Annotated in this window: 16 protein-coding genes; 3 read left to right on the plus strand and 13 right to left on the minus strand. The window is 49.5% G+C overall.

All coding sequences use genetic code 11. The features are described 5' to 3' along the window. Nucleotides 1-285: 285 nt before the first annotated feature. The 10 genes from ACCI49_RS13480 to ACCI49_RS13525 form a co-directional block, all read right to left on the minus strand. The gene (locus tag ACCI49_RS13480) at nt 286-1,665 is read right to left on the minus strand and encodes an AgmX/PglI C-terminal domain-containing protein (protein ID WP_371839535.1); all 1,380 of its coding nucleotides are present in this window, start codon (nt 1,663-1,665) and stop codon (nt 286-288) included. Nucleotides 1,666-1,674: 9 nt separating this feature from the next. Next, complete coding sequence (locus ACCI49_RS13485; RefSeq protein ID WP_371839536.1) at nt 1,675-2,214, minus strand: ExbD/TolR family protein; 540 nt, start codon at nt 2,212-2,214, stop codon at nt 1,675-1,677. Beyond that, a complete protein-coding gene (locus ACCI49_RS13490; RefSeq protein WP_371839537.1) occupies nt 2,211-2,801 on the minus strand; it encodes an ExbD/TolR family protein in 591 nt (196 codons plus the stop codon). The genes ACCI49_RS13485 and ACCI49_RS13490 overlap by 4 nt, the downstream gene beginning before the upstream one ends. Beyond that, complete coding sequence (locus tag ACCI49_RS13495) at nt 2,801-3,583, minus strand: MotA/TolQ/ExbB proton channel family protein (protein ID WP_371839538.1); 783 nt, start codon at nt 3,581-3,583, stop codon at nt 2,801-2,803. The genes ACCI49_RS13490 and ACCI49_RS13495 overlap by 1 nt, the downstream gene beginning before the upstream one ends. A gap of 65 nt (nt 3,584-3,648) precedes the next feature. Continuing rightward, nucleotides 3,649-3,972, minus strand: a complete 324-nt coding sequence (locus tag ACCI49_RS13500; protein WP_371839539.1) for a hypothetical protein — start codon at nt 3,970-3,972, stop codon at nt 3,649-3,651. Next, a complete protein-coding gene (locus tag ACCI49_RS13505) occupies nt 3,969-4,553 on the minus strand; it encodes a tetratricopeptide repeat protein (protein WP_371839541.1) in 585 nt (194 codons plus the stop codon). The genes ACCI49_RS13500 and ACCI49_RS13505 overlap by 4 nt, the downstream gene beginning before the upstream one ends. Before the next feature lie 68 nt (nt 4,554-4,621). Next, nucleotides 4,622-7,762, minus strand: a complete 3,141-nt coding sequence (locus ACCI49_RS13510) for a tetratricopeptide repeat protein (RefSeq protein WP_371839543.1) — start codon at nt 7,760-7,762, stop codon at nt 4,622-4,624. Continuing rightward, nucleotides 7,759-9,786 (minus strand): tetratricopeptide repeat protein, encoded by a 2,028-nt coding sequence (locus tag ACCI49_RS13515; protein ID WP_371839544.1) that lies wholly within the window; start codon nt 9,784-9,786, stop codon nt 7,759-7,761. The genes ACCI49_RS13510 and ACCI49_RS13515 overlap by 4 nt, the downstream gene beginning before the upstream one ends. Continuing rightward, nucleotides 9,786-10,295, minus strand: coding sequence for a hypothetical protein (locus tag ACCI49_RS13520; RefSeq protein WP_371839545.1), 510 nt, complete (start codon nt 10,293-10,295; stop codon nt 9,786-9,788). Before ACCI49_RS13520 ends, ACCI49_RS13515 begins: the two co-directional genes overlap by 1 nt. Nucleotides 10,296-10,742: 447 nt before the next feature. Continuing rightward, complete coding sequence (locus ACCI49_RS13525; protein ID WP_371839546.1) at nt 10,743-11,762, minus strand: NADP-dependent oxidoreductase; 1,020 nt, start codon at nt 11,760-11,762, stop codon at nt 10,743-10,745. Between the two features lie 148 nt (nt 11,763-11,910). Between ACCI49_RS13525 and ACCI49_RS13530 the strand changes: the two genes are divergently transcribed. Continuing rightward, the gene (locus tag ACCI49_RS13530; RefSeq protein ID WP_371839547.1) at nt 11,911-12,828 is read left to right on the plus strand and encodes a LysR family transcriptional regulator; all 918 of its coding nucleotides are present in this window, start codon (nt 11,911-11,913) and stop codon (nt 12,826-12,828) included. Between the two features lie 18 nt (nt 12,829-12,846). On the opposite strand, the gene ACCI49_RS13535 is transcribed toward ACCI49_RS13530, so the two are convergent. Both ACCI49_RS13535 and ACCI49_RS13540 read right to left on the minus strand, forming a co-directional pair. Beyond that, nucleotides 12,847-13,296 carry a hypothetical protein gene (locus ACCI49_RS13535; RefSeq protein ID WP_371839548.1) on the minus strand — a complete coding sequence of 150 codons (450 nt, stop codon included), beginning with the start codon at nt 13,294-13,296 and terminating at the stop codon, nt 12,847-12,849. Further along, complete coding sequence (locus tag ACCI49_RS13540) at nt 13,296-14,663, minus strand: hypothetical protein (protein WP_371839549.1); 1,368 nt, start codon at nt 14,661-14,663, stop codon at nt 13,296-13,298. Before ACCI49_RS13540 ends, ACCI49_RS13535 begins: the two co-directional genes overlap by 1 nt. An 841-nt stretch (nt 14,664-15,504) precedes the next feature. Between ACCI49_RS13540 and ACCI49_RS13545 the strand changes: the two genes are divergently transcribed. Together ACCI49_RS13545 and ACCI49_RS13550 are read left to right on the plus strand one after the other, a co-directional pair. Then, entirely contained in the window at nt 15,505-17,292 is a 1,788-nt protein-coding gene (locus ACCI49_RS13545) for a C1 family peptidase (RefSeq protein WP_371839550.1), read from the plus strand. Nucleotides 17,293-17,552: 260 nt separating this feature from the next. Next, complete coding sequence (locus ACCI49_RS13550; RefSeq protein WP_371839551.1) at nt 17,553-18,227, plus strand: hypothetical protein; 675 nt, start codon at nt 17,553-17,555, stop codon at nt 18,225-18,227. A gap of 177 nt (nt 18,228-18,404) precedes the next feature. Here ACCI49_RS13550 and ACCI49_RS13555 read toward each other — a convergent pair whose 3' ends face one another. Then, complete coding sequence (locus tag ACCI49_RS13555; RefSeq protein WP_371839552.1) at nt 18,405-25,586, minus strand: hypothetical protein; 7,182 nt, start codon at nt 25,584-25,586, stop codon at nt 18,405-18,407. Nucleotides 25,587-25,652: the final 66 nt, after the last annotated feature.

Genomic DNA, 25,652 nt, shown 5'->3' on the forward strand with positions numbered 1-25,652 from the left:
AGCCGCCGCTTTTCTGTTTCAAAAAACCCTTGACAGCACCCGAGAGCACCGCCTCCGAACAGACACTGCCCGGTGCGCGAACTTTAAATACAAGATGGAAAAGTGGCCGTGAAACAGGTCATAAATAACAGTCAGGTAAGGGAACTTTTTTGGGGATTGCCAAATGGTTCTCAGGCTGGGGCACGAGAAAGAGTGAAGCAGTAGACTGGAACAAGCAAAGTTGCCCCCAGCTCTTTTTAAATATGACAGCCCCCTTCCCGCATAAGTGGGAAGGGGGCCAGACGTTTAATTGTTCGGGAAGAAGTCAATCGGGAAAAGAATGGTGATCGTTGGAACACCGGCCTTTTCGCCGAAGTTGAACCGTTTGACCCGCGCCACAATTTTGGCATTGAGTGCTGGCGAATCCATATCACTGGATTCCACTTGCGCAAGAGATACCGAACCATCCGGCTCAATGGTTATCTTTAAGACCATCTTGCCTTGCAAGGCCGGATTGTTACGCAGTTCACGATTGTAAATGCGATACAGCGAGGCCTTGTAGCGGTCGAAGACAATCTGGATTTCCTCATCAGTACGGGACGGACCCACACCATCGCTAAGCGGTCGATCCTCACCCGCAAAGTCGCCCTCGGTACCGATGGAGCTCTCTACCCGCGAGAAGGCCACTCCGCCCAGGGATGAACCAGTGCCGCCCACATTGCGACTCAGCTCCGCGGTATTGATACCTCCACTGCCAGCTTTCGCGGCTGCGGTAATCAGCGAGCGCTGACTGCGGTTCTCTTTCTTACCCGCCGTGCTCAATTGGGTCTGCTGACCGAGGCGATTATCCAGATCATCTTGGATAAGATCCTGGAAGTTATCCTTGAATGCCAGCACGCCTGCGCGCTCAGCCTTCTTGCGCGCCTGCTTTTTCTCCGCCTTGGAAGGTTTCGGGTCCTGCTTGGCCACTTTCTGCTCAGGTTTGGGCTCAGGCTTTTTCTCCTCCTTCTTGGGCTTGGCCTTCTCCGGTTCAGGCGGTGGCTTGGGCTTGGATTTCTTCTCGATCACCAGCTTGGCCAAACGCTCAGGAATCTCGACCACCTGAGTCTCGGGTTCTGGCAGGGTATACAGAGGCACAAGGTAGCCCAACAGTGCGGCCATAAAGAGAGAGACAAATACGCAAATGCGGAAACGTTTTTCGTCCTCACCCTTGGTATGCCAGGGCATTTCCATCGGGCGAAACTCTGGCTGCTCGAATTCGCGAGTGATTTCGAATTCAAACTTAGATTCCTCTTCCTCGCGACGCAGCTTGTCGGCACGCTCATCCAGCGTGAAGATTTCCTCGTTGTAGTACTCGATATTATCGAGGATATTCCTGCGACCCTGGTGCAACTGATCCAGGTTATCGTTGAAATCGCGGGTCGACTCCCTGATCCGCTCTATCACCTGCTCTGAGGCGTCTGCCCGATAATCCTCGGCCCAGAACATTTCCCCTGCGCCGGCATCTTCGAGCTTGCGCAGGCGCTCAGAAATTTCATCGAGTAGCTGGTACTTAGTGCCATTGGCTTGCAATTCAGCCAGCTTCTCCTCGATCTGCCGCCGCTCATCCTCGAGCAAATGCATTCGCTGGCGAACCGCATCAAGCGCCTCGCTGACCGCCCGCTGTTGTTGAAGAAAATTACTCACAAACTTCCACTAACCCTGAGATGCTTTCTGAATAACCGCCAGTGATACCTTGGTGTAGCCCGCATCAGTGCAGCTGGACATCACTTTTTTAAGCAAACTGAACGGAATGCCCCTGTCCGCAAGAATATTGACTTCCGGTGGTTCAGCCCCCTGCTCGCTTTCGTCTCTTCCGCCCTCCCCTTGAGCCTGTACCTGAGCCACGCCAATCGCCTTATCCAGTTCTGCAATCATCGCCTGTTTGATAGCCTCGATAATGACCTCCTCACTCTCGAGCACTTCGCTGGTGGCAACAACGGAGTTGGCTTCCACCAGGATCTCCTCAGCCGTCACCATCAGGGTTACCGTTTCCCTGGGCTTGGTCTCCACTACCGAATCCGGCAGCGTGATTATCTTAGGTGGCTCCAACGCTTCATTGCTGGAGGTGTTGGTCAGGAGGAAAAACACCAGGATGGTGAAAACGTCCATTAGAGACGTCAGATTCATACCCGAGGTTTTTTTGCGCTTGTGGCTGCGAGCCATGCGCTTCATGCGTCGGCTTTCATGTCTCACGGCGCATCTCCTATGGAAATATCGGGAAACAGAATCACCTTCTCTACCGCTGAGGGATCATTGGGGTCACTACCTTCAACCCGAACTTCAGCACCGCGTACGGTATCCATTACACCTACCAGGTGTTCATAGGCGATATCTGCTTCCATCAACAGGATGGAATCGGTCTTCTCCGGATAACTGGCTTTCACCTGTAGTAAAAACTCGGTAAGTTTTTTCAGGTCGTAAACTTCTGCTGTCGGCAATACTGCAAGCTCAGCATTCTGCTCCGCGCTTTCCTCCACAGCCACTTCCGACTGGACGGGCTCGCCCTCTTCAGTGACATTTAGGTTAGGGAAGCGCGCGATCACCTTCTCTCCATCGCTGATTTCCAGAGCCTGCTCGCGCACCACCACCTCTACCGTCACCGTAGGGTCATCCGGAGCACCGCCGCCAGCTCCGCTCGGCATATTCAGCTCCAGGATTGTCACCCGTGAAAACACGGCCGATACCAGTAGGAAGGGCACCAGTACCACCATCAGGTTCAGAAAGGCGGTGATGTCCAGCTCCGGGGCTTCTTTATCTCTCCCGTGGCGCCGCCTTCTCATTACGCAGTTTCCGTTTGCTGTTTTTCAGTTTCGGCCTCGGTCTCGGTTTCTATCTCGGCTTCCGGTTCAGCTTTGTCTTCACTGTCATGAGCCGGCTTCTCATTAGATTCTTGTCCGCGCTTGACCGGCACATCAATCTCAAAGCGGCGACGGGTTGAACTGCCAATCAGATTGGAGGCTTTAACAGAAACCATCTCAAGACTGTCGATAAGTTCGCCGGTCAGGGAGTTAAGCAGCGCGTGCACAATCAACAGGGGGATACCGGTCATCAGACCAAAAGCGGTGGTGTTCATCGCCACAGAAATACTTGCGGAGAGCAAGTCGGCTTTCTCCGCCGGGTTAGCATTGGCCACTGCAGTGAAGGCTTCAATCAGCCCCATAATGGTTCCGAGCAAACCCAGCAGCGTAGCGATATTGGAAAAGAGAGCCACGTAGGGGGTGCGTTTTTCCAGCTGCGGGATGATTTCCATCATGCTCTCTTCCATCGCGATCTCAATATCTTCGCGACGGCGTACGGTACCCTGACGGGCGAGCCCCATGGACAACAGCTTGCTCACACTGGAGTTATCTTCTTTAACCAGGCTGCGCGCTTGGTCAAAATCGGCAGATGCCAACAGAGGTTGCAGCTTGTCCCACATGCTGCGATTGGTGTAGCGCTCATAATGCAGTCGAATGAATCGCTCGATGGCGACAGCACTACCCAGTGCGGCAACCACGAGAATGGGGTACATAAATGTACCGCCGGTCTGGAAAAATTCGATGACGCTATTAAAAAAGTCCATTACAAACCCTCTTGAGAAATACTGCAGTAATTCATTGCTGCTCCGGAGCCGGAGAAAGGACGGCGTTAATCGCCGGATAGGCTGAGCTGGTAGAACTCCAGCTCACGCATGAAAACTTCCTTGTCGAGCGGCTTGAGTTTGTCGTCCATCAGGCTGGAGACGAGATCGCTTTCGACACCCACTTCGGAACTTTTCCAGGGGACAATATAGAGAGACTTGGGGGCTTCTTTGTTACCAATAATGGAAATGCCCGACAACTCTTTGATCTTTGAGTCTACTTTCGTTTCCGTGGGCTCTTTTACTCCCTTTCCCTCAGACTGGGCGAAAGCAGGGAGGAGTGTGTTGATACCGACAACCAGCGGCAAAACCCATTTAAACTTCAATGTCACTTGCCCGCCCTCCGTTTAAGATCCGCCAACCAGATGGAGACATCCTGGGATTCCGGCTCCAATTGCACGTAATGTTGGAATTGTGCCAGAGCACACTGGAGATCTTGCAGATAGAGATCACACAATATGCCGAGATTTTTAATTAAAGGCAGATATTCGGGATTTTCTGCCAAGGCATTCACATAAATTTTCCGCGCATCGGCAAAACGCCCCTGCTTGCGATAGAGCACCGCTAGCTCATTGGTCGCCACCGGATGCTCGGCATCGAGTTCCAGGGCCTTGAGAAAAGCCGCTTCTGAATTCTTCTCATCACCAACCTGGTAGTGGGCAATTCCGAGGTTGATATAGGGCGCCGGCAGGCGCTGCTCGCGCTCCACCACTGACTGTAAAAGTTCAATGGCCGACTCATACTCCTTATCTGCCAAGTATTGGAGAGAGCGTTCGAAATCCCGGCTTACACTGCCGGAAATTCGCACCGATGAGTAATCAGTAATTTTGCCGGTGGTTGTCTGGGTGCCAGCACAAGCGGTCATTAGCAGTGCAAGCCCCATCAGGAAAAATATTCGCAGTTTCGTTTGCATAGCTCTCATCGCCTTACTTGCTGTTATCAACCCAGTATCCTTACCAGTGTCCGGGCCAACTCAAATTTCTACCGACCGGATACCGCTTCGCCTGCCTTCAGCTGCTCAGGCTCTGGCGGTAGCGGCACAATGTTCTGCAGATATTGACCCGCTTCCTCGACCCGCGCGTACCGAGCTGGCATCAATCCTGCGAGCTTGCCAATGCTCTTATCGACCCAAGGGTTATAGATACCCACCCCCAGAAGTTCGACATTCTTCTCGTGCACTGAAATCGCCTTTTCTTCAAACGGATAAATCTGCTCTTCTAGCGCCAACTCATACTCTTCCAGCTCCAGCGCATTTAGATTAGTGGGGCGCTCAGAGTCTTTGAGTGACTGACTGAAGTGCAAATAGATTTCCGCGAGGTAATAAGTAGCCGCCGCAGTGACATCAGCCACTTGATAATCAATCAAGTCAGTGAAGGCGCTAATGGCCGTTTTCATACGCTTACGCTTCAGGTTGAGGTTTTGCTCAATCGGTTTGACCAATGCAACCTGGGTAAAGGCGTTGTAACTCGGCTCCGCCAACAACAGCGCGGCATTACCGGCGAGGTAGCGGGTACGGTCACTGCGTTGTGAACCGCCGCGCAATTCTATACGGACCATTTCACGCAGTGCATTCATATAAAGCTTTTGTTCTCCGGCCGCTTTGTAGATATCGGCGATTTTTTGCCGCGTTTCCAAAGCCGGCTCCAGGGGATTCGGAAATAAATCCACGTAGCGGCGCAGTACAGCCAACGCTTTTTGGTTATCTTCCGCTGCGCTATAGAGGTCAGCCGCCTGAGTCAGAGCCTCACGACGGACTTCTTCATCCTCAGACTCACGCTCAATACGCTCAAACTCGGCAGCGGCCAATAGCAGTTCGCCACTTTCCTGGTAGACTACCGCCAGCTTTTTGGTGACGTCTTTCGCCAATTTGTGGTCGGGGAAATGAGTGCGGAAATTGTTAAGTACCGTCGCAGCCTGAGCCCAATCTTTCAGAATGATCAGTGAGGCGGCAGCATCGTACTCCGCGGTAGCCAATAGAGTTGCCCCCGGGGCTGCAGCGCGGATACGCAGAAAGTGACTTGCAGCAGTCGCATGATCTTCCTGTTTGCGAGCCATATCACCTTGCTGGTAGATAGACGCCGCAAGGTTATCGACAAGCCCTGCACGATCCTTGGCATCGCTTGCGGTAAGATTCAGGGTCTCCCCGTAAGCCAATTCCGCATCGGCAAATGCCTCTACATCAAATGATGCGTGAGCCACCAACATCCAGCTGGAGCGACGAATCTCCTGCTCTGCCGCTGGGAATTTTTCCAGCAACCGGCGGCCATTTTCAATAGCGAGTGTATAGTCCTTGAGACCATACAGGTCCTCAATCGCGCCCAACATTACTTGCGGGGCTTTTTCATGCTCATGGAAGGTATCGGCAAATGTGAGTGATGAGCGGATAATTTCCCGTAACAGTGGCGCACGCTGATCCGCAGAAGCTTCTTTCAGGTTATTGGTTAAATGCTCACGATAGGCATAGACCGCGGCGTAACCGGCTTCGCTGGAATCCTTGTGCGCAAGATATTCGTAAGCGGTTCGCTCATACTCCAGCGCGGCACCATGAAAATCGCGATTTTCTAACATCAGGCCGGCCAGTTGGTAATTGATTTCCGGCGCCCGCTCAGTTTCGCGGAAGGATTGCAGATAACTGCGATACCAGTGAATCGCCTCGCGATAGTGATCGGCTTTTTTATCCTTGAGCTTTTTATTCTGGTAGGCGGCATGGTAGTGGCTGGCCAAGTCGATCAGGTTTGCCTGCAGGAACTCGACAACCTCTCCGTACTCATTGATATCGAACACCGCCCAGTATTCGGCATTGAGCGCATAGGTATTGGCAAAGGACTTCTTGGCCTCAAGCACCAGCTTGGGAAATCCACCCTTGCCGTAAATTTCGATCACTCGAATAGAAAAGTCCGCGGAAACCTTGTGTAGTGGGTTACGCTCAACAAATGCGTTGTAGGATTTTGCCGAATCCTGGTAGCGACGCTTATCCAGATAGTACTCACCCAAGTGGCTGTACACTAAGTATTCATACTGGCGCGCACCTTTGCGGGAGAAGTAATCGACAATGGAGTCGGGGCCTTCCAGGTAGGAGAAACTCAAACTGACCACACGGAACGTATCGTCTACGTGCTTGCGCTCTACTTCATTGCTCTGCTGGTCAAAGTCATAACCTTGCGAGACTTTGTAATCAAGCATGGCGATATAGTCGTCGAGCGCCATCTCATACATATCCTGCTTAAACAGAGACCAGCCGCGCTTATACAATGCAAGCTCGTAGAAACTGGAAACCACACCGATTTGGATTACTTTGCCATAGGCCTCTTCGGCATCCAGATACTTCTTGCGGGTAAAATAATATTCGCCCAGGCGGAACCAGGATTCATCGATATGTCGGGAATCAGGGTACTTAGCCACCAACTGGCGCAATATATCCACCGCAGCATCGATCTGACCCGCTTCCTCATAGGCGCGGGAGAGCTGGTACATCACCTGGTCGTTGCGGTCGTACAGTGGATACTTTTTAAGTAGGTCGAGATACAGATTGATCGCCTCTCGGGCATTGGCGGACATCAGCGCATCGGGGTCATCTGCGGGCATCTGTAGTGGCGTATTGTCGAAAGCGACCTCAACATTACCAGTGGCACGGGCTTCAAACTCGGCATCCGACTCTGTCCCGCTATTTTCCTGCTCCACAGGGGCTGCCACCTGGGCAACCGGGATTTCAACTTCAGCCGGGGCATCGAGAATATTTCCCGCAGCCAGTTCAGGGGCGTCTATGGCAACAACTGCACCACTGGCATTCGCCGCACTGGTTGGGCTGACGGCGCTGTCAATGGCGGCATCCTCCGCACGGTGGGCTTGTTTAATTTTCAGATCGGCAATACGGCGCATGGCCTCAGGAGTGAGATTCGACTCGGGCGTTTCCTGCAGGTAGTGCTGGTAACTAGCCAGGGCCTTTTCAAGGCTTCCGTCGATATACTCCTCTTTAATTTCGATATCGACATGTTGCAGGCTTCCAATGGTCTTACTGTTATTCACTGCGCAAGCATTGAGCAACAGCACCACGGCAACTGCTGAGACACAACGGCGAAAAGTAGCCACAGCCAACAAACTGAGTTCAAACACAGGCTTCATGCTTCATCCCCTTTGCCATCTTCCGCTTCCAGTTCTGGGGGATTGTTCTCGGGCAGAGACTCGGCTTGTTCCACACGATGTTGTTCGATCTTGCGCTGGTCCTCACGCCGCTCCTGCAATTCATTGGCGCGGTCATAACTATCAGCCAGGGCAAAGCGCGCTTTAATCTGGTAGCTTTCCAGCTGCGTGCGACGACGTTGCAACTCCTGGATTGCCAGGGCTTCGAGCATACTACCCTGGCGCGCCATCAGCATTTCGAGACGCTGCTGCGTACTACGGATCTGTGCGCGCAGTCGGGTAATATCAGTGTTGTAGCCGGTATAACTGTGAGTGGCAGCCTGGCGGCTACGAACATAGGATTGATAAACTGATTGCAGCTTTTCAATTTCCTCATTGAGTTGCTGCAGGTGTTTATAGGCTTCGGTGAGTCTCTGGTCGTACTCCGTGGAAAGACGCAAATCCAACACACCCTGGAGCCGCTCCACCCTGCTTTGGGTCACCTCAGTGAAACCTTGAGGATCCTGCACAATTTGCTTTTGCAGCTTCAGCAGTTCCAGGCGCGCCTCCTGCTCACCAGCAGTGGCGAGATACTCGGGGCGCCGCGAGATCAGCATTTGCTCGATACGGCTGGCAAATTTGTCACGCTGTTCTATACGCAATTTGATGCGGGCATCCAGCTTGCGAAATTGCTCGTCAAGTTGTGGCAATAGGGGTTCGTAATAGGCCCTGCGAATGCTGATAATATCTTCGTAAGCCGTGAGATTTTTCAACCACTCTTCGTTGCGCTCATAGAGGTCATTTAAATCGCGGTAATTGCGCAGGAACTCCTGATAATCGTTGGACGCCATCAAGTCCAGCAGGTAATGGGTCTCCGGCGCATCCGGCAGGTTGCGCAACGCCACCACCCAATTCTGGACCTGGGTGGCTTCCTTGCGGCGTAGCGCTTCGAGAAATTTTCCCTCGCGGATGCTATTGATCGAAGCGGTTAGCGTATCTATCTCCTTGCCAAAGGAATCCAGTGCACGGCCATAGTGAATAGCTGCCGTACTGTGCACATCCAGCTTGCCATAGGCATAGGGCACGGCGAGCATGGCTTCCTGTACAGATTCATTGGTGCCTTTGCGATCCTGCAACATTTTCCAGGGCACCAGTGCCCGATCAAAGCGACCCGCACGGGCCTCCACCCAGCCTGCTCCGAGCAGCGCCCGATTGGAAAATGGGCCCTCGAGATTTACACGGTCAAAATAGGGGCGAGCCAGCTGCAGTTCACCGGCCTCCATCAGGTGGGAGCCGAGTAACAAGTTGGTCTTGTCGTACAGCGCCTGCTCAGCGGGATCATTACTCCGATTTTTACCCAGAGCAGTCAGTTCCAACACACCGCGCGCTTCCTCACCGAATTTCAGTTGGGCGATACCGAGGTTGAACTCGACAAATCCCTCTAGGGATTCCTCCCCCTTCAGATCCTTTAGCAGCTCAACGGCAGCTTCAAAGCGTCCTAATTGCATAAAAACCCGCGCGCGTAAAAATTGTTCCTCCGCACGCACACGCTCGGGTACCCGCCCCTCAATCATTTCCAATGCGTGCAGAGCATTAACGGGCTGTTGCTTATGGTAGTGAATCTTGGCCAGGCGGTAGGCGGCCTCATTGCGTACTGATTGGGAAACATTACCTTTCAGTACAGCTTCAATTGCGCGACCCGCTTCCCGGTGTATGCGATAAGAAAGCTCTAGATCGCCAACGGAGAACTCCGCCTGCCCCAGGTGGGCGCTGAACGGGTCCAGCTCCGGTTCATCCAAGCGATGGTACTGGACCAGCTCGGTATCCAGAGCCACAATCGCATCAAAATAGTTTTCCTGGTGGGCGTGAAACATAGCCGCACCAAAAAACAGGTCGTTCAGCCCCTCCTTATCATCGGCATTCGCCACACCGAAAAAAACTGGCAAGGTGCAAAGGGAGGCTCCGAGGACCCGCAATGTCATCCTGACCGAACCGGGCAGCACCAATAGCAAAGGAGTAAGCATCATTACCAGTCCTTGAAATTAATCTCGGACTCGGTTCCGGCAATCCTGATCTCGACAAACTTTGGCCCCACGGCCTTATCCACCTGATAGGAGGCGTTGGACCGGTATTCTTTTCCGGAAGGAGTTTTGCCGATAAAGCGTACTTCCAGAGGGTGGGCACCTGCCTGCACATTGCCAGTGTAAATTTTTTGCACCCCTCCCTTCTGCAGGGATTCTATCTCGCGGTAGGTATATAAATGGTGCGCAACGATCTCGCCATTGAGTTTTACCTCCACTGATTCCAGCTCAAACGGCTGCTCATCCGCAATGGATACAAAAAACGCTACCTGGGTATTGGATGGGAACAGTAACTTCTCTTCCAACTGTGCCAGGGTCGTTGTCAAATCGATCACATCTTTTTTGACATCCTGGATCTGTTCATCCAAACCTCGGATATCATCACGACTGACATCCTGTGCGCACAGGGTGCCAGCCAACAGCAGCAGGATTGTTACCTGTAGAATTCTGAACATGTGACCTACCTCTGACCCTACCTTTAACAATGAACACAAACGATGCGGAAGACCCTTGCGGGCCACATTGAAATGCCTATAAACAGGGACCTTTCAGCCAGCGGCATTGTATTGAATACGAGAATGGGCAGATGTGAGGAAAGTCAAATCTAGCGAAACAGACAGGTGGGAATTTTCCAGGCCTTAGTGATACCCTAGCTGGAATACTGTGATATAGATCACATATCTCTATCGAAAGATAACGGGATTCTTTATTTTAAGCGGCCCCCTAATATTCAGGGGCGGTATTCCACCAAAACCAATGGAACTCTTTTTTTCACGCGGCAAGCTAGCAGGCTAATGCGATACAAGAATATGCCGACTTTGTTCGGCACGAGCCGGCAAACTCCAGCAGACTCGCACATCTGTTTCAATAATTCGTTGCCAGATGAATAGTATCCAGCCACCTTAAGCGGTGGCAGGCTCTTCCATAGAAATAATGACTTTGCCTTTTGCGCGGCCGGATGCAAGGTAGGAAAATGCCTCTTTGCTTTGCTCGAACGAGTAAGTCTTGTCGATTACCGGGGAAATAATATTATCCTGATAAAGGTTGCCCAATTCACGCAACTGTTCTCCATTCGCCTGCATAAGCACCATCCGATATAGAGCAGACTTGGCCTTGGCTGCTTTCATCACTTTACGTGATTTCAATGCAAGCAGCTTACGAATCAACCAATTCAGGCCCAGCTCCTCTGCGGCCTGCGGGTCCAAATCCCCAACAATAGAGACTACCCGCCCACCGGGCTTAAGTACTTTAAATGCATCCAGAGTGTATTCTCCACCCAACGTATCGTACACCACGTCTATCTCTGAGAGCTGGTCCAGGTAATTTTCCTTTTTGTAATCAATAACGAGGTCGGCTCCAAGCTCCTTAACCCAGCCCACATTCGCGGTGCTGGTTGTGGTAACCACATAAGCACCGAATGATTTCGCCAGTTGAATCGCCATGGAGCCTATACCTCCGGAACCCGCATGAATCAGAACCTTTTCTCCCTGCTTAAGCCCGGCAACCTGAACCAGGGCTTGGTAAGAGGTCAGCCCTACTAGCGGAATACTCGCGGCTTCCTGGTGTGACAAATTCTGTGGTTTGCGGGCCAGATGGGAAACCTGCACAGTAATATATTCTGCAATGGTACCGACATGCTCCTCTCCCACACGGGCAAATACATGATCCCCCGGCCTGAAGTGAGTCACTTCCTCCCCGGTAGATACCACTTCGCCACTGACATCCCTTCCGATGCCCGCCGGGAAGCTCACCTTACTGAAGGACTTAAAGTCTCCCCGCAGGATCTTGTTATCGATCGGATTAACGCTTGCGGCCTGTACCCGAATAAGTACTTCATCCGCCTTAGGACTGGGCTTATCCACCACCTGGAATTCCAAGCTGCCATCTACTTCCCCGTACTGGGTCATTCTCAACGCTTTCATAGGCCTCTATATTTGTCCTGTTCAACTGGTAGAAACGATGATGCCCGGCCCACGCGCCGGGAAATAGGTGGGTATCGGTAGAAGTCTTTTGTCTTTCTGACAATAATGGGAGTGTATTTAACGCTGGACAGCCAGTTGACGGGGAATTATGGATAAAATCAGGGCATTGCGCTATTTCAAGCGAGTTGCAGAACTGTGTAGTTTCACTGCGGTAGCTGAGGAATTCGATGTGCCCGCTTCCTCCATTTCTCGCCGGGTACGTGACCTGGAGCAATCCTTGGGGATAGATCTGTTGCAGCGAAGCACCCGCCAAGTCAAAGTCACCGAACTGGGCAAGCTCTACTATTCAATGGTCAGCGAAGCCATTCGCCAACTGGAGCAGGCCGACGAACTGGTCAGTCAGACATTCGAGGCGCCCAGCGGCCTTATCCGGGTCAGCTGCCTGCCCTCTTACGGCGAGCAGCACCTAACTCCGCTGCTGGAACAATTCGCCCAGCGCTATCCCAATATTCTGTTCGACCTGTACTACAGCGACGATCTCGCACAATTAGGTAAAGACCCGGTGGATATCGCCATTCGCGGGGGCTATGCGCCGGATGCGCACGTAATTGCCAAGCGCCTGGACGACAATAAATTCACCCTCGTAGCTACTCCTTATTTTCTCAACAACCTGGAGCAACAGCTACCATTGGCGAAGTCAGCCATCGAGTCCTCCCCGACCTTGCAGTACCGGGGCCCCAGGGGAACAATCGACTGGTATTATTTTAATGGCGAGAACTGGGAGCTGCTCAAACTTTCACCGCACCTGATCAGCAACAATGGCAAGGCTCTATCTACTGCCGCCCTGAATCATCGCGGCATGTTCTGTGTACCTTCATGGAGTGTCTGCGAATTCCTTGACTCTGGGGAATTGGTGGAGGTACCCACAGAGGGCACCGTATCGGTCAGCCCCGGTGGCGATATCGGCATCTTCTTACTTTACGAACGCAGTAAATACCAAATTCCCAAAATAAAGCTCTGTGTAGACTTTATCTATGAAAATCTTAGAAATCCTGACTTATCATAGATGGTCAACAAAAGTATTTTACTGGACGTCTACACAGGGAAGATCTTGGGTCAGGTCCTGCAGGCGCCCCCAAAAATACTGCGTTGGCTTGGCATTTATACCTTCTTGCTGAAATATTTCTTTCGCTTCTGTTGCTGCCGTTATACCGGCTAGGGCATGAGCGCGGTCACAATCACAGATGGCTAAATTTTCAGCTGCCCGGTAATGTTCTATAGCGCTGTCAAAGTTGCCAGCAGATTCGTAATAGAAAGCGAGGCGGAAATGTTTGTCCAGTTCCTTTTCCCCACGGGGTGGCTTTTCCGATGGATTAAGAGGCCTCTTTATTTGGTCGCAATCAACTGGGGATTCAGCTGAGACAGCATTTTTCGAAGACTTCGCGAATTGTGTCGGTGCTTCTCGATGATTATCTAGTGATTGGCCGCAGCCAATAAGAGCCGATACAATGAGCGCACATGCCGCTTTTTGCATTAGGCTGTAGCTCCGGCATTGACCAGTGCCTGCTCAAACTCCTCAGCGTAGCGTGCTATATTGTCCGCTTTATCCATAGCGTTGATAATTTGCCGCGCATGGCGGTAATCGACTATCTGTCCCTTCTCTGGATCGCCGATGGAATGCCTTAGTGCTTTCCCGGTGAAGATTCCTAGGAACATGCCGTAAAAAAGGATGATCGTTGCATATTTTGGAACTTTCACAGCATCGGGGTCTTGGGTAAAGTCTGGGCACTGAGGGTAATGTTCACGTACCACCGGTGTCAGCTTCTCGTAGTTGCGACGCCCGGTTAGCTGCACAAAGCCGCGACCCCGGAATTTATACCCATCGCCCGGCTCAGTATTCCCCAGGTCTTTTCGGAAGTCGTACCTGGTAAAATAAGATTTAGAGCCATATTCCGTAATTGGTTGCATAGTGTATGCCGTTTCGTGAAAAATCGTTGCGAGCATATAAGCCAGCCAACCAATGCTACGAATTTCCCACTGAATTTTGAAATTTCCGCTCGGCTGAGTCGGCGGGTTTTCCCAGAAATTCAGAATAACCTCCATTCCATTAACCTGTTCCTGGGTCAAGCTGCCTTTGAAGATGCCTTTACGTATATCTTCATAGAAGGTTGACCTTTCCATTTGAAGAGCGGTTCCTGGGGGCTCTTCAGGTACCGATGGAGCCGGTTGTGGTTCAATGGGCAGTGGCGATACCTGACTGGTCTCGGCTTGTAGTAACGCTTGTTCGAACTCCTTAGCATAGATTTCAATACTACGTGCCTTATGCATGCTGCCAGTGACTTTTCGTGCATGGAAGTAATCGACTATCTGTCCTTTATCTGGGTTGCCAATATATTGTTTCAGTGTTTTATCATTAAAGAACCCCAGAATCATGCTGTAAAACAGTATTACCGTTGCATACCGTACATCTCTTACCGCTTCGGGGTCCGTGGTAAAATCAGGGCAATTCGGGTAAAATTCACGAACGACTAAGGTCATTTGCTCGTAATTACGGCGCCCGGTTAACGGTAAATAGCCGCGCCCTTTAAACTTTACACCATCACCTTCCTTGGTATTGCCCAGATCTTTGCGGCCTTCATATAACTGGGTAAAGCGTTCATTACTGCCAAACTCTGTGCCCGGTTGCATAGTGAATGCCGTTTCATGAAAAACTGTTGCAAGCATATAAGCAAGCCAACCGATATGGCGAACCTCCCAGTGTGCCTTCAAATCTCCAGTCGGCTGAACGGGTGGGGTTTCCCAGAGATTAAGGATCACCTCCATTCCTTCAACCTGCTCAAGATTCAGGCGTCCCTCGAATAGATCTTCACGAATACGGTCGTAGAATATTGCACGATCCATAAAAAGCCTCCCTAAAAAGTTTTTGTAAGTAATAAAAAGGGGGAAGGAAAGAATACACTGCGCACGGGACCTTATGAAGCATGGATGCCGATTACAAGCTTACAGGGACGTATTCACAGCGCGTCTCGAGCGCTGTGTATTCCTTCCTTCTGACCCCGTAGTAACTTTACCTTTCCTCAAAGTAACTGTGGTCTATGGATTGCTTTGCTTACAGTGGGTGGCAGCTAATCAGGCATCTATTTCCACACCCATGGCTCCGAAAAATTAACCGTGTCGCCAATCGCATTGTCGCGATTTTTAAGCCGAAAATTGACGACAGAATACCCCTTTGCTTAGCCAGAAACTCATTGGAGCAGTTTAAAAACCCTTTTAAGGAGAAACTTTTAAGAATCATATACGCAAATTTTCCAAGCTCACTTATCGTAGTTGTGAATCTACTTCGTAGTGTTTTCAGCACCGCAATTGTCTATTGATGGCCCAATCTCGATATTCTACTAAAACTTATGGTAAAGCCTCTCAAAAAGGAACTATTTCTTAAATTCAGTTAAAAACACACTGGTGCAAGCTTGATAATTTTTGGTGTCAATTTGGCATTGGCGACCTCACAAATGCGTTCTTTGAATAGCGCTTGCCAGCCTTTAATCTCCTATTCTAATCTTATGCGTCGGAATAGTAGAGATCAGTAAAAGATCAGTATCCAAGTCGGTAGTTTATCCTGTGTTAATCATGATAATAAAGTAGGCGTAGAATCTAACTACTATTCTTGCCAATAGCTGGAATCGTGCTACTCCCGAATTATCCTCAGTGAAGGAATGTCCGCTTAATAAACCGAGAAGTTGCCATGAAGAAACTGAGCGAGCAATTTAATGTCATTAGTGACGCCCTGGATCTACGGGATCGCTATTATGAGCCCCGCCTGTCTCCCATACCCTGCCAGATGCCCCCTCCCCAAGACCTCACTATTCTCAATCAGGGGCAGGATGGAGCCTGTACCGGATTTGGTTTGGCTGCTGTAATTAATCGTTTGTATCAACAACAGAATCAAAATGTCTTAGTCAGCCCCTGGATGATTTACAACATGGCGCGCAGATACGACGAGTGGCCTGGGGAAACCTATGAGGGGTCAAGTTGTCGGGGAGCGATTAAGGGGTGGTTGAATACTGGTGTTTGTCTCGATTCCCTTTACAAGAAAGAAGATGGTAACACCCCAAATTTTGAGCAACTGGAAGATGCTAAGTCTCGAACTATCGGCGCCTACTATCGAATACGCCCGGATATTACAGAGATGCACTATGCACTTCAGGAGACCTACATCATATACGTATCAGCAATGATCCATGATGGCTGGCTTAAACTTCGCAGAAACCCTAACGGCGAATACGTTATACCAGCCAATAAACAACAGATAGGCGGGCATGCTTTTGCCATAGTTGGATATAACACCGAGGGATTTTGGGTTCAGAATTCCTGGGGCAGGGATTGGGGGGACAATGGGAAAGCCCTCTGGCCTTACGAAGACTGGTTAAACTCAGTACTGGATGCCTGGGTGGTACAAATTGCCCTGCCCACGCCGCAGATATTTGACCAATTACGCCGAGCCGGTACCCGGTCCACTGCCAACCTCGCAGCATCCGCTACACCGAGCCGCAATGAGATATGGAGACACTTTGTACATCTTAATGATGGTAATTTCCGTGACGGCGGTAAATACTGGAGCAATGAATCTCATATCGCGGCTATAGCAGATAACCTACAACGAGAGAAAACAAATTTCGATCATTTACTTTTTTATGCACATGGTGGCCTAAATACTGCGAAGGACTCGGCGCGTCGTATCGCAGCGATGAAAAATGTTTTTATTGAGAACCGCATCTACCCCTTTCATTTTATGTGGGACACTGGCCTTCTTGAGATTATGAAGAGTATTCTGACTGATAAATCTGCCCGTGCCGAGCGCATTGCAGGAGGCATACGAGACTGGTTCGATCGTCGCATTGAAAATATGACTCGTTTTCCGGGTCGGGCTATATGGGATGAAATGAAACAAAATGCGGCAAAACCTTTTGAAAGTCAAGATAGCCATGGCTCACGCACACTAAAACACATATTGAACACGCTGAATGAAATAGGCAATAAGCAGCTACACGTGGCTGGTCACAGTGCAGGAGCAATACTTCAAGCACACCTGTTAAAACGTTTATTTAGAGGCAATATGTTCAACAAAGTATCCAGCTGCTCTCTGCTGGCACCGGCCGCCAATTATGACCTCTACCAGCATATTTACAAACCACTGATTAAGAATCAAAAATTAGAATCAACCACCATTTACAATCTGTCCGCAGAAGAGGAAGAAGATGACAATGTCGCTCGAGTCTATGGTAAATCCCTCTTATATCTGGTCTCCAATGCTTTTGAGGAAAAGCGTGGAGAAGCACTCATGGGCATGCAGATCTACAACGATCAGATTCCAATGAACGAGGTAAAAATCCATTACAGTCCTTCCAATGCCACCAAGAGTAAAACACATGGCGGGTTCGATGAAGATCCGGCAACGATGAATAGTCTGCTACGCAAAGTTTTAGGTAAAAAACCGCCACGACCATTCACTACTGGAGATTTGGAATATTGACTGGAAAGGTACTCTAGTAGCTTGAAGACATTTATAGAAATCACTTTATGTCAGCCATGCACAGCAGGATGATGAGACATTCGACGAATTCAACCTGAATAAATTACATTTGTTGGAGCAACCATATCTACCGCATACTATTTTCTGATTATACGACCCACTTCACCGATTAAGATTCCATTAAGTGACTCCTGGAACACCTTCAGCTGTACTTAGTCGACCCTAGCATTAATATTAAATGAGAAAGCGAGGTGACATACATGATCATTGAAAATGCCACAATGATAGTGGGGATCATCTTGGGAGGAATCTGCCTCCTCGCTGCGGTATACAACCACATTAAGCATCAAAATTTCGGGTTGGGAGGTGTCGTACTTGTAATGTTTGGCTCGATGCTACTTGCTTTATCCATCTGGGGGTCCGTGGAAATATGGATAGGAGATTCTGGAGCAAAATTTCAACTTAAGGAGGATTTTGGTGCAGAGAAAGCGGAACTCAATAACCAACTGGAAGAGCTGCGTTTAAGATTGACCACCAATAGAAAAGATATTGACAGAATGGCCGAACATATTCCACGTGCAACTATTAGCCCAGCGCAAGAAAAAGAAAGAAGGGCAACTCGGGAAAAATTTGAAAGAAATTCGCATTACTCTATCCTCATATTCAACAAGGCCGCACAGCAGGAAAATGCAAAGACTATTTCTAGAGATTTACTTGAAGCCGGATTTAAAACTTCTGCAACTGAGACTGATCTAGAGGAGGCAAAACAACAATTCCCAAACAATGTAGCATGGGTGGTTTACACAGAACGAGGGGAAAGGATACTTCCTGAAGTTAGAAGAATTTTATCCCAATCTACAACAGATATCCGCTTTGAGATAGACTCGAGTCCAGTGTCTTTACGCCGGGGGGACATCCAGGTTCTATTGTTCTAACCCGCTCGGGTTATTGCAGATGATTTTATCATCAACTCCACCGCTTTTATTACCACCGGGTCAGAAGTAAAGAATACACTGAACTCGAGACACGCTGTGAATACATCCCTGTAAGCTCGTAATCGGCATCCATGCCTCATAAGGTCCCGAGCACAGTGTATTCCTTCCCCCTTTTTATTAAGTACTTCCAAATAACACTGTAATCTTATTAATTTGCACCAATGGTAGTTGCTGCCCATTAACTGTGCCAAATAAGGTAAATCCGATATTGAGCCGTGCATTATCGGAAGAGAGCTGGCTATTCTGGAACCACTGCCAGACTTGTGACGCAACACTCCGTGCTGTCGTCGATGGAGAAAACGTGTCTAACTCAAGCGCGTTGGCTAACAAAACGGGAGCTTCAGCCATCAAATGGCTACTACCGCTGTTATCACTTACCAGCGAGTAGGCGTAACTAATTCGCAAATTGATCCTGGGATTAATAGCAGCAAAGTTGACCGAAGAAATAGGCTCGATAATATCTTCCATCACTTGCTGCAAAATAGCCTCACTCATCGGTCCAACAGCGACGGGATTAAGTGACTCCCGTTCAACTAACGGAATAGTTGCATTTACAAAGGATGTTTCATCCGTTGTGTAAATAAACAGTGGATTGGTTTTCTCATCGGGTACTAACTCGGCGTTGCGAACAATCCATGAAGTGAAATTGGCAGACTGATAAGCCAGTATGTCTAGGGGTGTCCAAGTTAAAGTTAGAGGACTAAACAGGGGGGCAGCTGGGATACTGTGCTGAAGCTCCCACCATCCATCTTTTTCCGTAGCCTGGCTAGGCTCCGGCTCCCAAAAGTTATCTCCATTCAGAATATCTTTAAAGGAGAGAGAAGGCCAAATAGCGGGATTATCGTTATCCCGATCAGTTTGCCCTTGCAGTGTCAGCGTATTCAGTGCTGTGTTGACACCAGGGCCTCCGCTCAGTGTGAGATGGAAATGGTCGATCTCATTATCTTCAACTAACAAATCTTCGGCGATATCCCAATTGGTGGGCCAAGCCTCTGCAACATTATTTACCAGTGCGACAAAGCTTGAAACAAGCTCGGATGCTTCCCCATTAGGGATACCCTGGGAAGCGGCACCACTACTATAGGCTTCAGACAAAATATTATTAAATTGGGCCGACAAGGCCGGATACTCTTGGTGAAATTCTGCAAGAGCTTCAAATAAGGCATCAGTAACTCCTAGATTTTTTCTGGCCGCAGTGATTCGCCGTTGCCCCGGCGCGATCGGTTGGTTGCGGATAATATTGAAATACAAGTCATCTTGACTGGCAATATCGGTGCTTATTTGCACCGTATAGGTCCACTCCATCGCATCGAGAATTTCATCGCGAAGCTCTGAAGAGCTGGATAACTCCGTTAAATGTTTGGCTCCAGTGCCACTGTGGGACAACAGTGTTGGCAAGGCTGGTTCAAAAGGCAGGGGGATCGGGATGATAGCTTCCGTATTGAGTGGCGCCTGGGCAGTGATAGGCATCAGCAGGGGCGCCTCTTCGGGCAGTGCAAACTTTATCCAAGAACTGGGTACGTAGCCGAGAAATTCGCTATCTTCTTCAAAGTTATGTTGCAAGTAGCTAACATTGTATTGCAGCGGTAGCTGAATACTGGAGTGATCCTCCGGTGTGGTAACACTAAGCAAAGAAGTTGCCCACTGCTTGCCTGTATCAAGGCTCAGATAAACCGCTGAGAGCTGGTATAACTTGTCGATATCAGCGTCGCTTTTAATCAGTGCCTCATCATTAGGTTGGGCAATGCTGCCAAACAGTTGTGGTGCCTTTTGTGGGTGAGTGCCATCTATAATTTCTGATGCACTAATATCTGCGGGCACCTGAACAACAGTGGAAATGGTGTAGGCACTGGCAAGGTTTACTAATAGCGCTTGCCGCAAGCGCTCCTGAGCTTCTTCGATATCACCCTGCCCTTCATCCTTCTCTAAAATCGACACCAGTCCGCTAGGTATTGATGTCGCAAGAGTTTGTTTGCTCGCCATTAACTGATCGTAGTAAACAGTGTTATAACGCTTATCCAGCAGCGCCACTGCGATGCCAAATTCTGCCGTTAGAAATGCTTCCACAGCCATCAAAAAGCTTTGGGCCCATGCATCCATATCGATATCATTGTACTGGATATCATTGACCATACCGCTGCGTGGCGTCGTATTCAGTGGCCGAAGCGCAAAATAAACCGGATTGCTGTAAAAGCTTATACCAAAGCCTTTAATCTCACTGAAGCGAACGGCCCACAGATCAGGAACTTGATTACTGTCATCGGCCACTTGTTGGACTGATCTCTGCGCCAGTTTCAATACACCTCCAGCCTGATCAAAACCAGCAAACGCTGCTTCGAAATAACGGGCAAAGTTAGTGATTCGATTACTGTCCTCCGAGATCCAGTCTGTAGCCATTCCCTGAGCAATAGGGAAAGGGGGTAAGTTAAGTTTTGCTGGGATATGAAATTGCAGTTCAGCGGCTGCAGGCAAGCATGTCATTGCCGGCGGATAAACCAGTGAGCTGTCGCGCTTCATCGTCAGGCATGCCGTGATCTCAACAATATCATCTGGTTGCTCCAAGACATCACTAAAGGCGACAGGAAAGTTAAATTGTGTGCTAATCGTAGGCTCAGTCAATGAGGGCACCGCATTGAAAACAGCATCATTGACTTGCTGGTTGATATATTCCAGTACCTGCTCTGCAAAGTTAAGCAGTTCCCTTTGAGGGTCACCAATACTCACGGTTCCGGTCAGGCTGGTGGTAACCGTTAGAGAGGTATTACTGTCGGTAAGTTGGTCAATGATCAAACGATAGCGCGTTTGAATAGCTTGCCACTGCTGCTTCTCATCAGCAGCAAGTGAGGAAAATTCTGGTGAGTGTGTAGCGCTGACTATGCCTGGATTAAACTCCATAGACAGTTTCAGCAGAGCCGTATTGTCGTTTTGATCAATAAAAAAGAATCCACTCTCCACCCCCGGCCACTCTCCGGGACTGATAAGAGGATCGTTATAGAGCGGCGTAATCGTATCTCTGTATTGTATGTTCAGCGGGTTGCCGTATAAATCACATATCCGGAATGCCAAATCTGTTTGCTGGCCGACAATATCGTAGCGATTGGCCATTATTGGGGAATCCACCTCTGGCCATGTTTCCTGTAGAAAGGCAAACACCGGAATGACCTGGCGCAGTTGCAAACAACCATCTACCTGTGGGGAAACCTCATCCTCGCTCTGGGTGGGGCCCACTGGTAAACTCCAGACCGAAGCACCATAAGTGCCGTTGCTTACTAGCTGATACTGAAGCAGGTGGTAAAGTTCATTGACCCGAATCTGTGGCAGATCACCATTCACCGGAATCTGGATCAAATCATCATCATTAACGGGTTTCCAATTGATAGCAAAGCCTATATTACCGGCTTCATAGGTGGGTTGATAATTGGTGAGGGGTACACCATTCATATCGAATACTTCGGTAGCCAGGGTGGGAGCCCGACTGTCACATTCAACCCACAAGGAGTTTTCATAGGGGGCAAGAGCCACCCTATTGTTCCCAGCATTCTGACACTGAACCAAAATAGTAAAATCAGCGGTTCCACCAGAAGTACCTAGAACAGTGCCTTGGTTGGGGTCATTCGGAGAGTCGGTAGCGTTGGCGGTATCCGCAAACAGATCATTGGGCAAGCCCTCACCCGAGCTAGTTTTATAATAGAGATAAAAGCCTTGGGCCCGAACAACGCTGAGCTCCCATATTAGACGCAGGAAATTTCTCACATCGCTTAAGGGAGCGAAGTCGGAATTATCTGCTCCTGATAAAACGCTAAACGTGTGGGCGTGCAAGGCACTGACTTGTTCTACTTGATTTAAAGTCGAGAGGTTCAATTTGGCCAGCAGTACACTGGGGTCCAAATCGTCCGAACGCAGTTTGTCACCGCCGGGGCACTGGTAGAGTAAACTGATGCTTGCATCCGACAAATCACTTTTCAACGCCTGTTCAATCAAATCCCGGGTGGCTTCATCAGTGCCGTTTAGTTGGTAGATATTAGCTGAATAGTCAGCTTCCGCGAGTAACCCCGATGAGCGGCCCATAGCGCTCTCTGTAGGGCTTTGAACTTGACGCAGTGACAGCGGAATAGCCAAACTTGGAATCGCTTCTACATCCGCCCCAAGAATAGCTGCTCCGCTGTCGACCCTTTCCAGTGCGAGTTGCACGCCCTGCTTCTGCGCAACTAGATTCATCAGCGGCTGAGGTAGGGTATACAGGGTACGCGCTTCACCCGGCGCGCTCCAAGCAAGGCTGTTTTTTAAGTTGAACCCCAAGGGCGTGGCTGTCAGCGGTGGCAGTGCACGGAAATCAATGGTATTTTCTGCGGGACTGGTGGGTTGAGTTGATGATCTAACCGCCTGCCAGTTGGGGTTTGGGGCCGAAGGTAGTTCAGTAGGTAATTCAATCTCCGTTTGCACCATATCGGGACTAACGCCATTAAAGCTAATCCAAGCGGCCGACTGGCCCGGTGAGAAGCTCAAACAGGCTTCCTCTGTAGCGCTCCCTTCACTGGCCGAAAATTGCTGGCCAGACAATTCGAATAGGGAAGCCACGGGAAAATCAGCGATAACTTCGGGGCTCAATTGAGGCGGCACCTTATCTGGCTCAGGTAATTGCAAGCCTGACATCAGATAACGTGAACCGAACCCCGCAACGCTGGCATAGTCAAGTTCATCCAGCAAAGTACTGAGTTCCTGCCCTGGATCACTGGCAGCGGCATGGGCGCTGACTAAATCGACATACCGGAAAGGGTCTTCCGACAAAGCTGCAGAGGCATTGGCAATATCTTTTTGCAGTCTTTGATCGATATCTTGCTCATACTGTTGAGCTGCCGGAATCAACAATGAAACAACATAACGCGCGATCAAAACAAAGTAATCTGTAAACAAAAAGCTCGCCATGCTGGGACCTGTTAATGGCGAAGTCTCTGCTGATTCGAGAATTTCTGAGCCGACCCCCGGCACTTCTGAACCGATGAGGCCCAGATTGTCAAAATACATGTCGATGGCCTCTAGGTAATTGGCCGGGGTGCGATTAAATTCACTGAAATCTACACTATTGTTGCCGCTTTGCAGACGTAATTCATCGAACATGGGTAATATAGCTGCTGTTTGCAGAACTTCTTCAGAAGTCTGTTGAAAGCTGCTGATACTAAAAACTAGATTATCTTCAAAATAAGCCTTGAGTTTTTCCACAAAACCATCAGTGCCGCCGAAAAGCGGACCGGGCTCTTCTGTCCCGGTGCCGAGATCATCAGAAAGCATTTGTAAGGTTTGTGAAAGCGGTATTTCAACAAGTGTTGGAGGGACAAATGTCAATAGCCAGTGTACCAGTTTAATAATAAGTTGTTCATAGCCGGTAGCCGTCCCAGGCGACTTTAATGGCACTTCACCGGGTGCCGGGCTCTCCATCACCAGCGAAGCAATAAGTTTGATTGATGCTGTATTCTCGCTATAAACCACGGTAGGTTGAAGCAGGAAAACCACTTCCAGCTCCGCTAGACTCGATTTTATGGGTGCATCAGTAAACTGTTCTTTTTCAAAACCTTCACGTATAAAACGAGTTGGAACACTGAAATTATGTAAAAGCTGGACAGGCTGTTTCATTTCTCTACGTATACGTAGGGAAGCGTTTTTGGCCCGTTCTGTTAGTATGTCCGTTACACTAAATTCGGGGAAGCTGAGACCAGGTGCTGAAGGACCGTCAATAGACGCCGGTGTACCACTTCCCACATAAAAAGTGTGGGTCACTGTAGTATGGAATGACAAGTGGATACGTATAAATACTACTTTAACCGAGACACTCACTCTCACAGAAGCCGAGACAGGAATGACTGTTTGATAGCCTGTTTCAAAGGCAATACCTGCAGTGGCAGTGAAGCTCACTGTCACAGTGGCCTTAATAATTCCCAGGTTCACGGAGCCTTTTAACAGCACTGCAATACTGGCGGCGCCGGCAAACCAATAGTGATCTGGCGGTTTGGCTAAGGAATTCCCCGAACCATTTTCATTGGCTCGCCAAGCCAGCAAGCCCTGCATTGAGACCGCCACTGTAGCAGCTAAGGACGCACTCAATGGCCCGGCCTTGATACTCAAGCCTGCACTTACCTGGATGCCGATACCAAATTCAAGAATAGGATTGTAATTGACACTTGGAGTTGCACCTGGGTTATTTCCGCTGCGCAACTTCGTAAAATAGAATCCAGCCCAACCGGTAAGAACACTGACAGAGATACCAATAGACCGCTCGGGGCTCACGGGCCAGCCTACATTTACCCGAAAGTCACCATTGGTGTAAACCCAAATGGAAAAGCTAGGCAGTATAAGAATAAACCCATTAAGCGGAATTCGACGCATCGCATAGGGCAACGTCAGGGAGCCATAGTAAACGCCGAGATTTGGTCCTAGCTTCTGGTAGAGAATTTCAAACAGTAGACCACTAAAAAATGACGGTGTTGTGGACATAGGCACCGAAATTTCGAGGCCATACATAACTGGATCATTGAAAAGAACTCTCAAACGGAATTCACGCAGCGACAGATCTGCGGCAATAAACCAGTCTCGATCGGGCTGATAAAACTCTTCAGCCAACTCGGTAATGATGGTAGCAGGATCATCGCCCACCAATTGATTTTCCAGTTGGTTGAATATTTCCTCCATGGGGTTAGCAGATCCGGCAACCTGAAGCCTGGGACCTACCCGCTGGCCGATGCCTAAATAGTGCAGCTTGAAAGCCGAAATTGAATTCTGGGAAGGTATTGGGAAAGGAAAATTAACCAGCTGTTCAGTAGTGCCAGCATCCGGACTAATAGTTTTGCCCGAAACTGATGGCGTTGTGGGCGTTTTGATTTTTGCTTTTACTGTCAGGCCGTCACCATCACCGTCATAGCCAATTAATATAGCCAATACCTCTATATTGGGCTCAAAAGTAATCTCAACGGGACCATAACGGCCGGTACCGCCTATATTCAGTGGCTGATCGAGTGCCAGTTGAAGATAGGCGGCGGTATTGCCCTGCGCTGTGCTGGGTGTCACGCTAAGCGAAGGCGTGATGTCCCGATCCATGATAGCCTGCCAAGGCCCGGCAGGGATGTCCGGAAGCGAAACCCCCGTCGCCGACTCCAGTTGGCTGCTAAAAAGATCCCAGACATCATTGATAGATAGTGACTGAGTTGTTGAGAGAGTCAAAGAAAGAGGTCCCCCCAACAACTGCATATCTAATTCTAGGGGAACATCAAATGCGCTGCCTGTCGCCTTGAGTACGAGATTAGTCATGGTGCTGTTAGAATGAAATTCGAGACCGGTTGGGAGTTTTGAGTGTTGATCCGTTTAGTGAGCTAT

This window comes from Microbulbifer epialgicus (genome assembly GCF_041447265.1).
Classification (GTDB): Bacteria; Pseudomonadota; Gammaproteobacteria; order Pseudomonadales; family Cellvibrionaceae; genus Microbulbifer; species Microbulbifer epialgicus.

Bases quoted from the DNA above. Each gene is read 5' to 3' on its own strand.
- ACCI49_RS13490 (WP_371839537.1), bottom strand. From the start codon at position 2,801: ATGAGAAGGCGGCGCCACGGGAGAGATAAAGAAGCCCCGGAGCTGGAC.
- ACCI49_RS13495 (WP_371839538.1), bottom strand. From the start codon at position 3,583: ATGGACTTTTTTAATAGCGTCATCGAATTTTTCCAGACCGGCGGTACA.
- ACCI49_RS13505 (WP_371839541.1), bottom strand. From the start codon at position 4,553: ATGCAAACGAAACTGCGAATATTTTTCCTGATGGGGCTTGCACTGCTA.
- ACCI49_RS13510 (WP_371839543.1), bottom strand. From the start codon at position 7,762: ATGAAGCCTGTGTTTGAACTCAGTTTGTTGGCTGTGGCTACTTTTCGC.
- ACCI49_RS13515 (WP_371839544.1), bottom strand. From the start codon at position 9,786: ATGATGCTTACTCCTTTGCTATTGGTGCTGCCCGGTTCGGTCAGGATG.
- ACCI49_RS13520 (WP_371839545.1), bottom strand. From the start codon at position 10,295: ATGTTCAGAATTCTACAGGTAACAATCCTGCTGCTGTTGGCTGGCACC.
- ACCI49_RS13525 (WP_371839546.1), bottom strand. From the start codon at position 11,762: ATGAAAGCGTTGAGAATGACCCAGTACGGGGAAGTAGATGGCAGCTTG.
- ACCI49_RS13530 (WP_371839547.1), top strand. From the start codon at position 11,911: ATGGATAAAATCAGGGCATTGCGCTATTTCAAGCGAGTTGCAGAACTG.
- ACCI49_RS13535 (WP_371839548.1), bottom strand. From the start codon at position 13,296: ATGCAAAAAGCGGCATGTGCGCTCATTGTATCGGCTCTTATTGGCTGC.
- ACCI49_RS13540 (WP_371839549.1), bottom strand. From the start codon at position 14,663: ATGGATCGTGCAATATTCTACGACCGTATTCGTGAAGATCTATTCGAG.
- ACCI49_RS13545 (WP_371839550.1), top strand. From the start codon at position 15,505: ATGAAGAAACTGAGCGAGCAATTTAATGTCATTAGTGACGCCCTGGAT.
- ACCI49_RS13550 (WP_371839551.1), top strand. From the start codon at position 17,553: ATGATCATTGAAAATGCCACAATGATAGTGGGGATCATCTTGGGAGGA.
- ACCI49_RS13555 (WP_371839552.1), bottom strand. From the start codon at position 25,586: ATGACTAATCTCGTACTCAAGGCGACAGGCAGCGCATTTGATGTTCCC.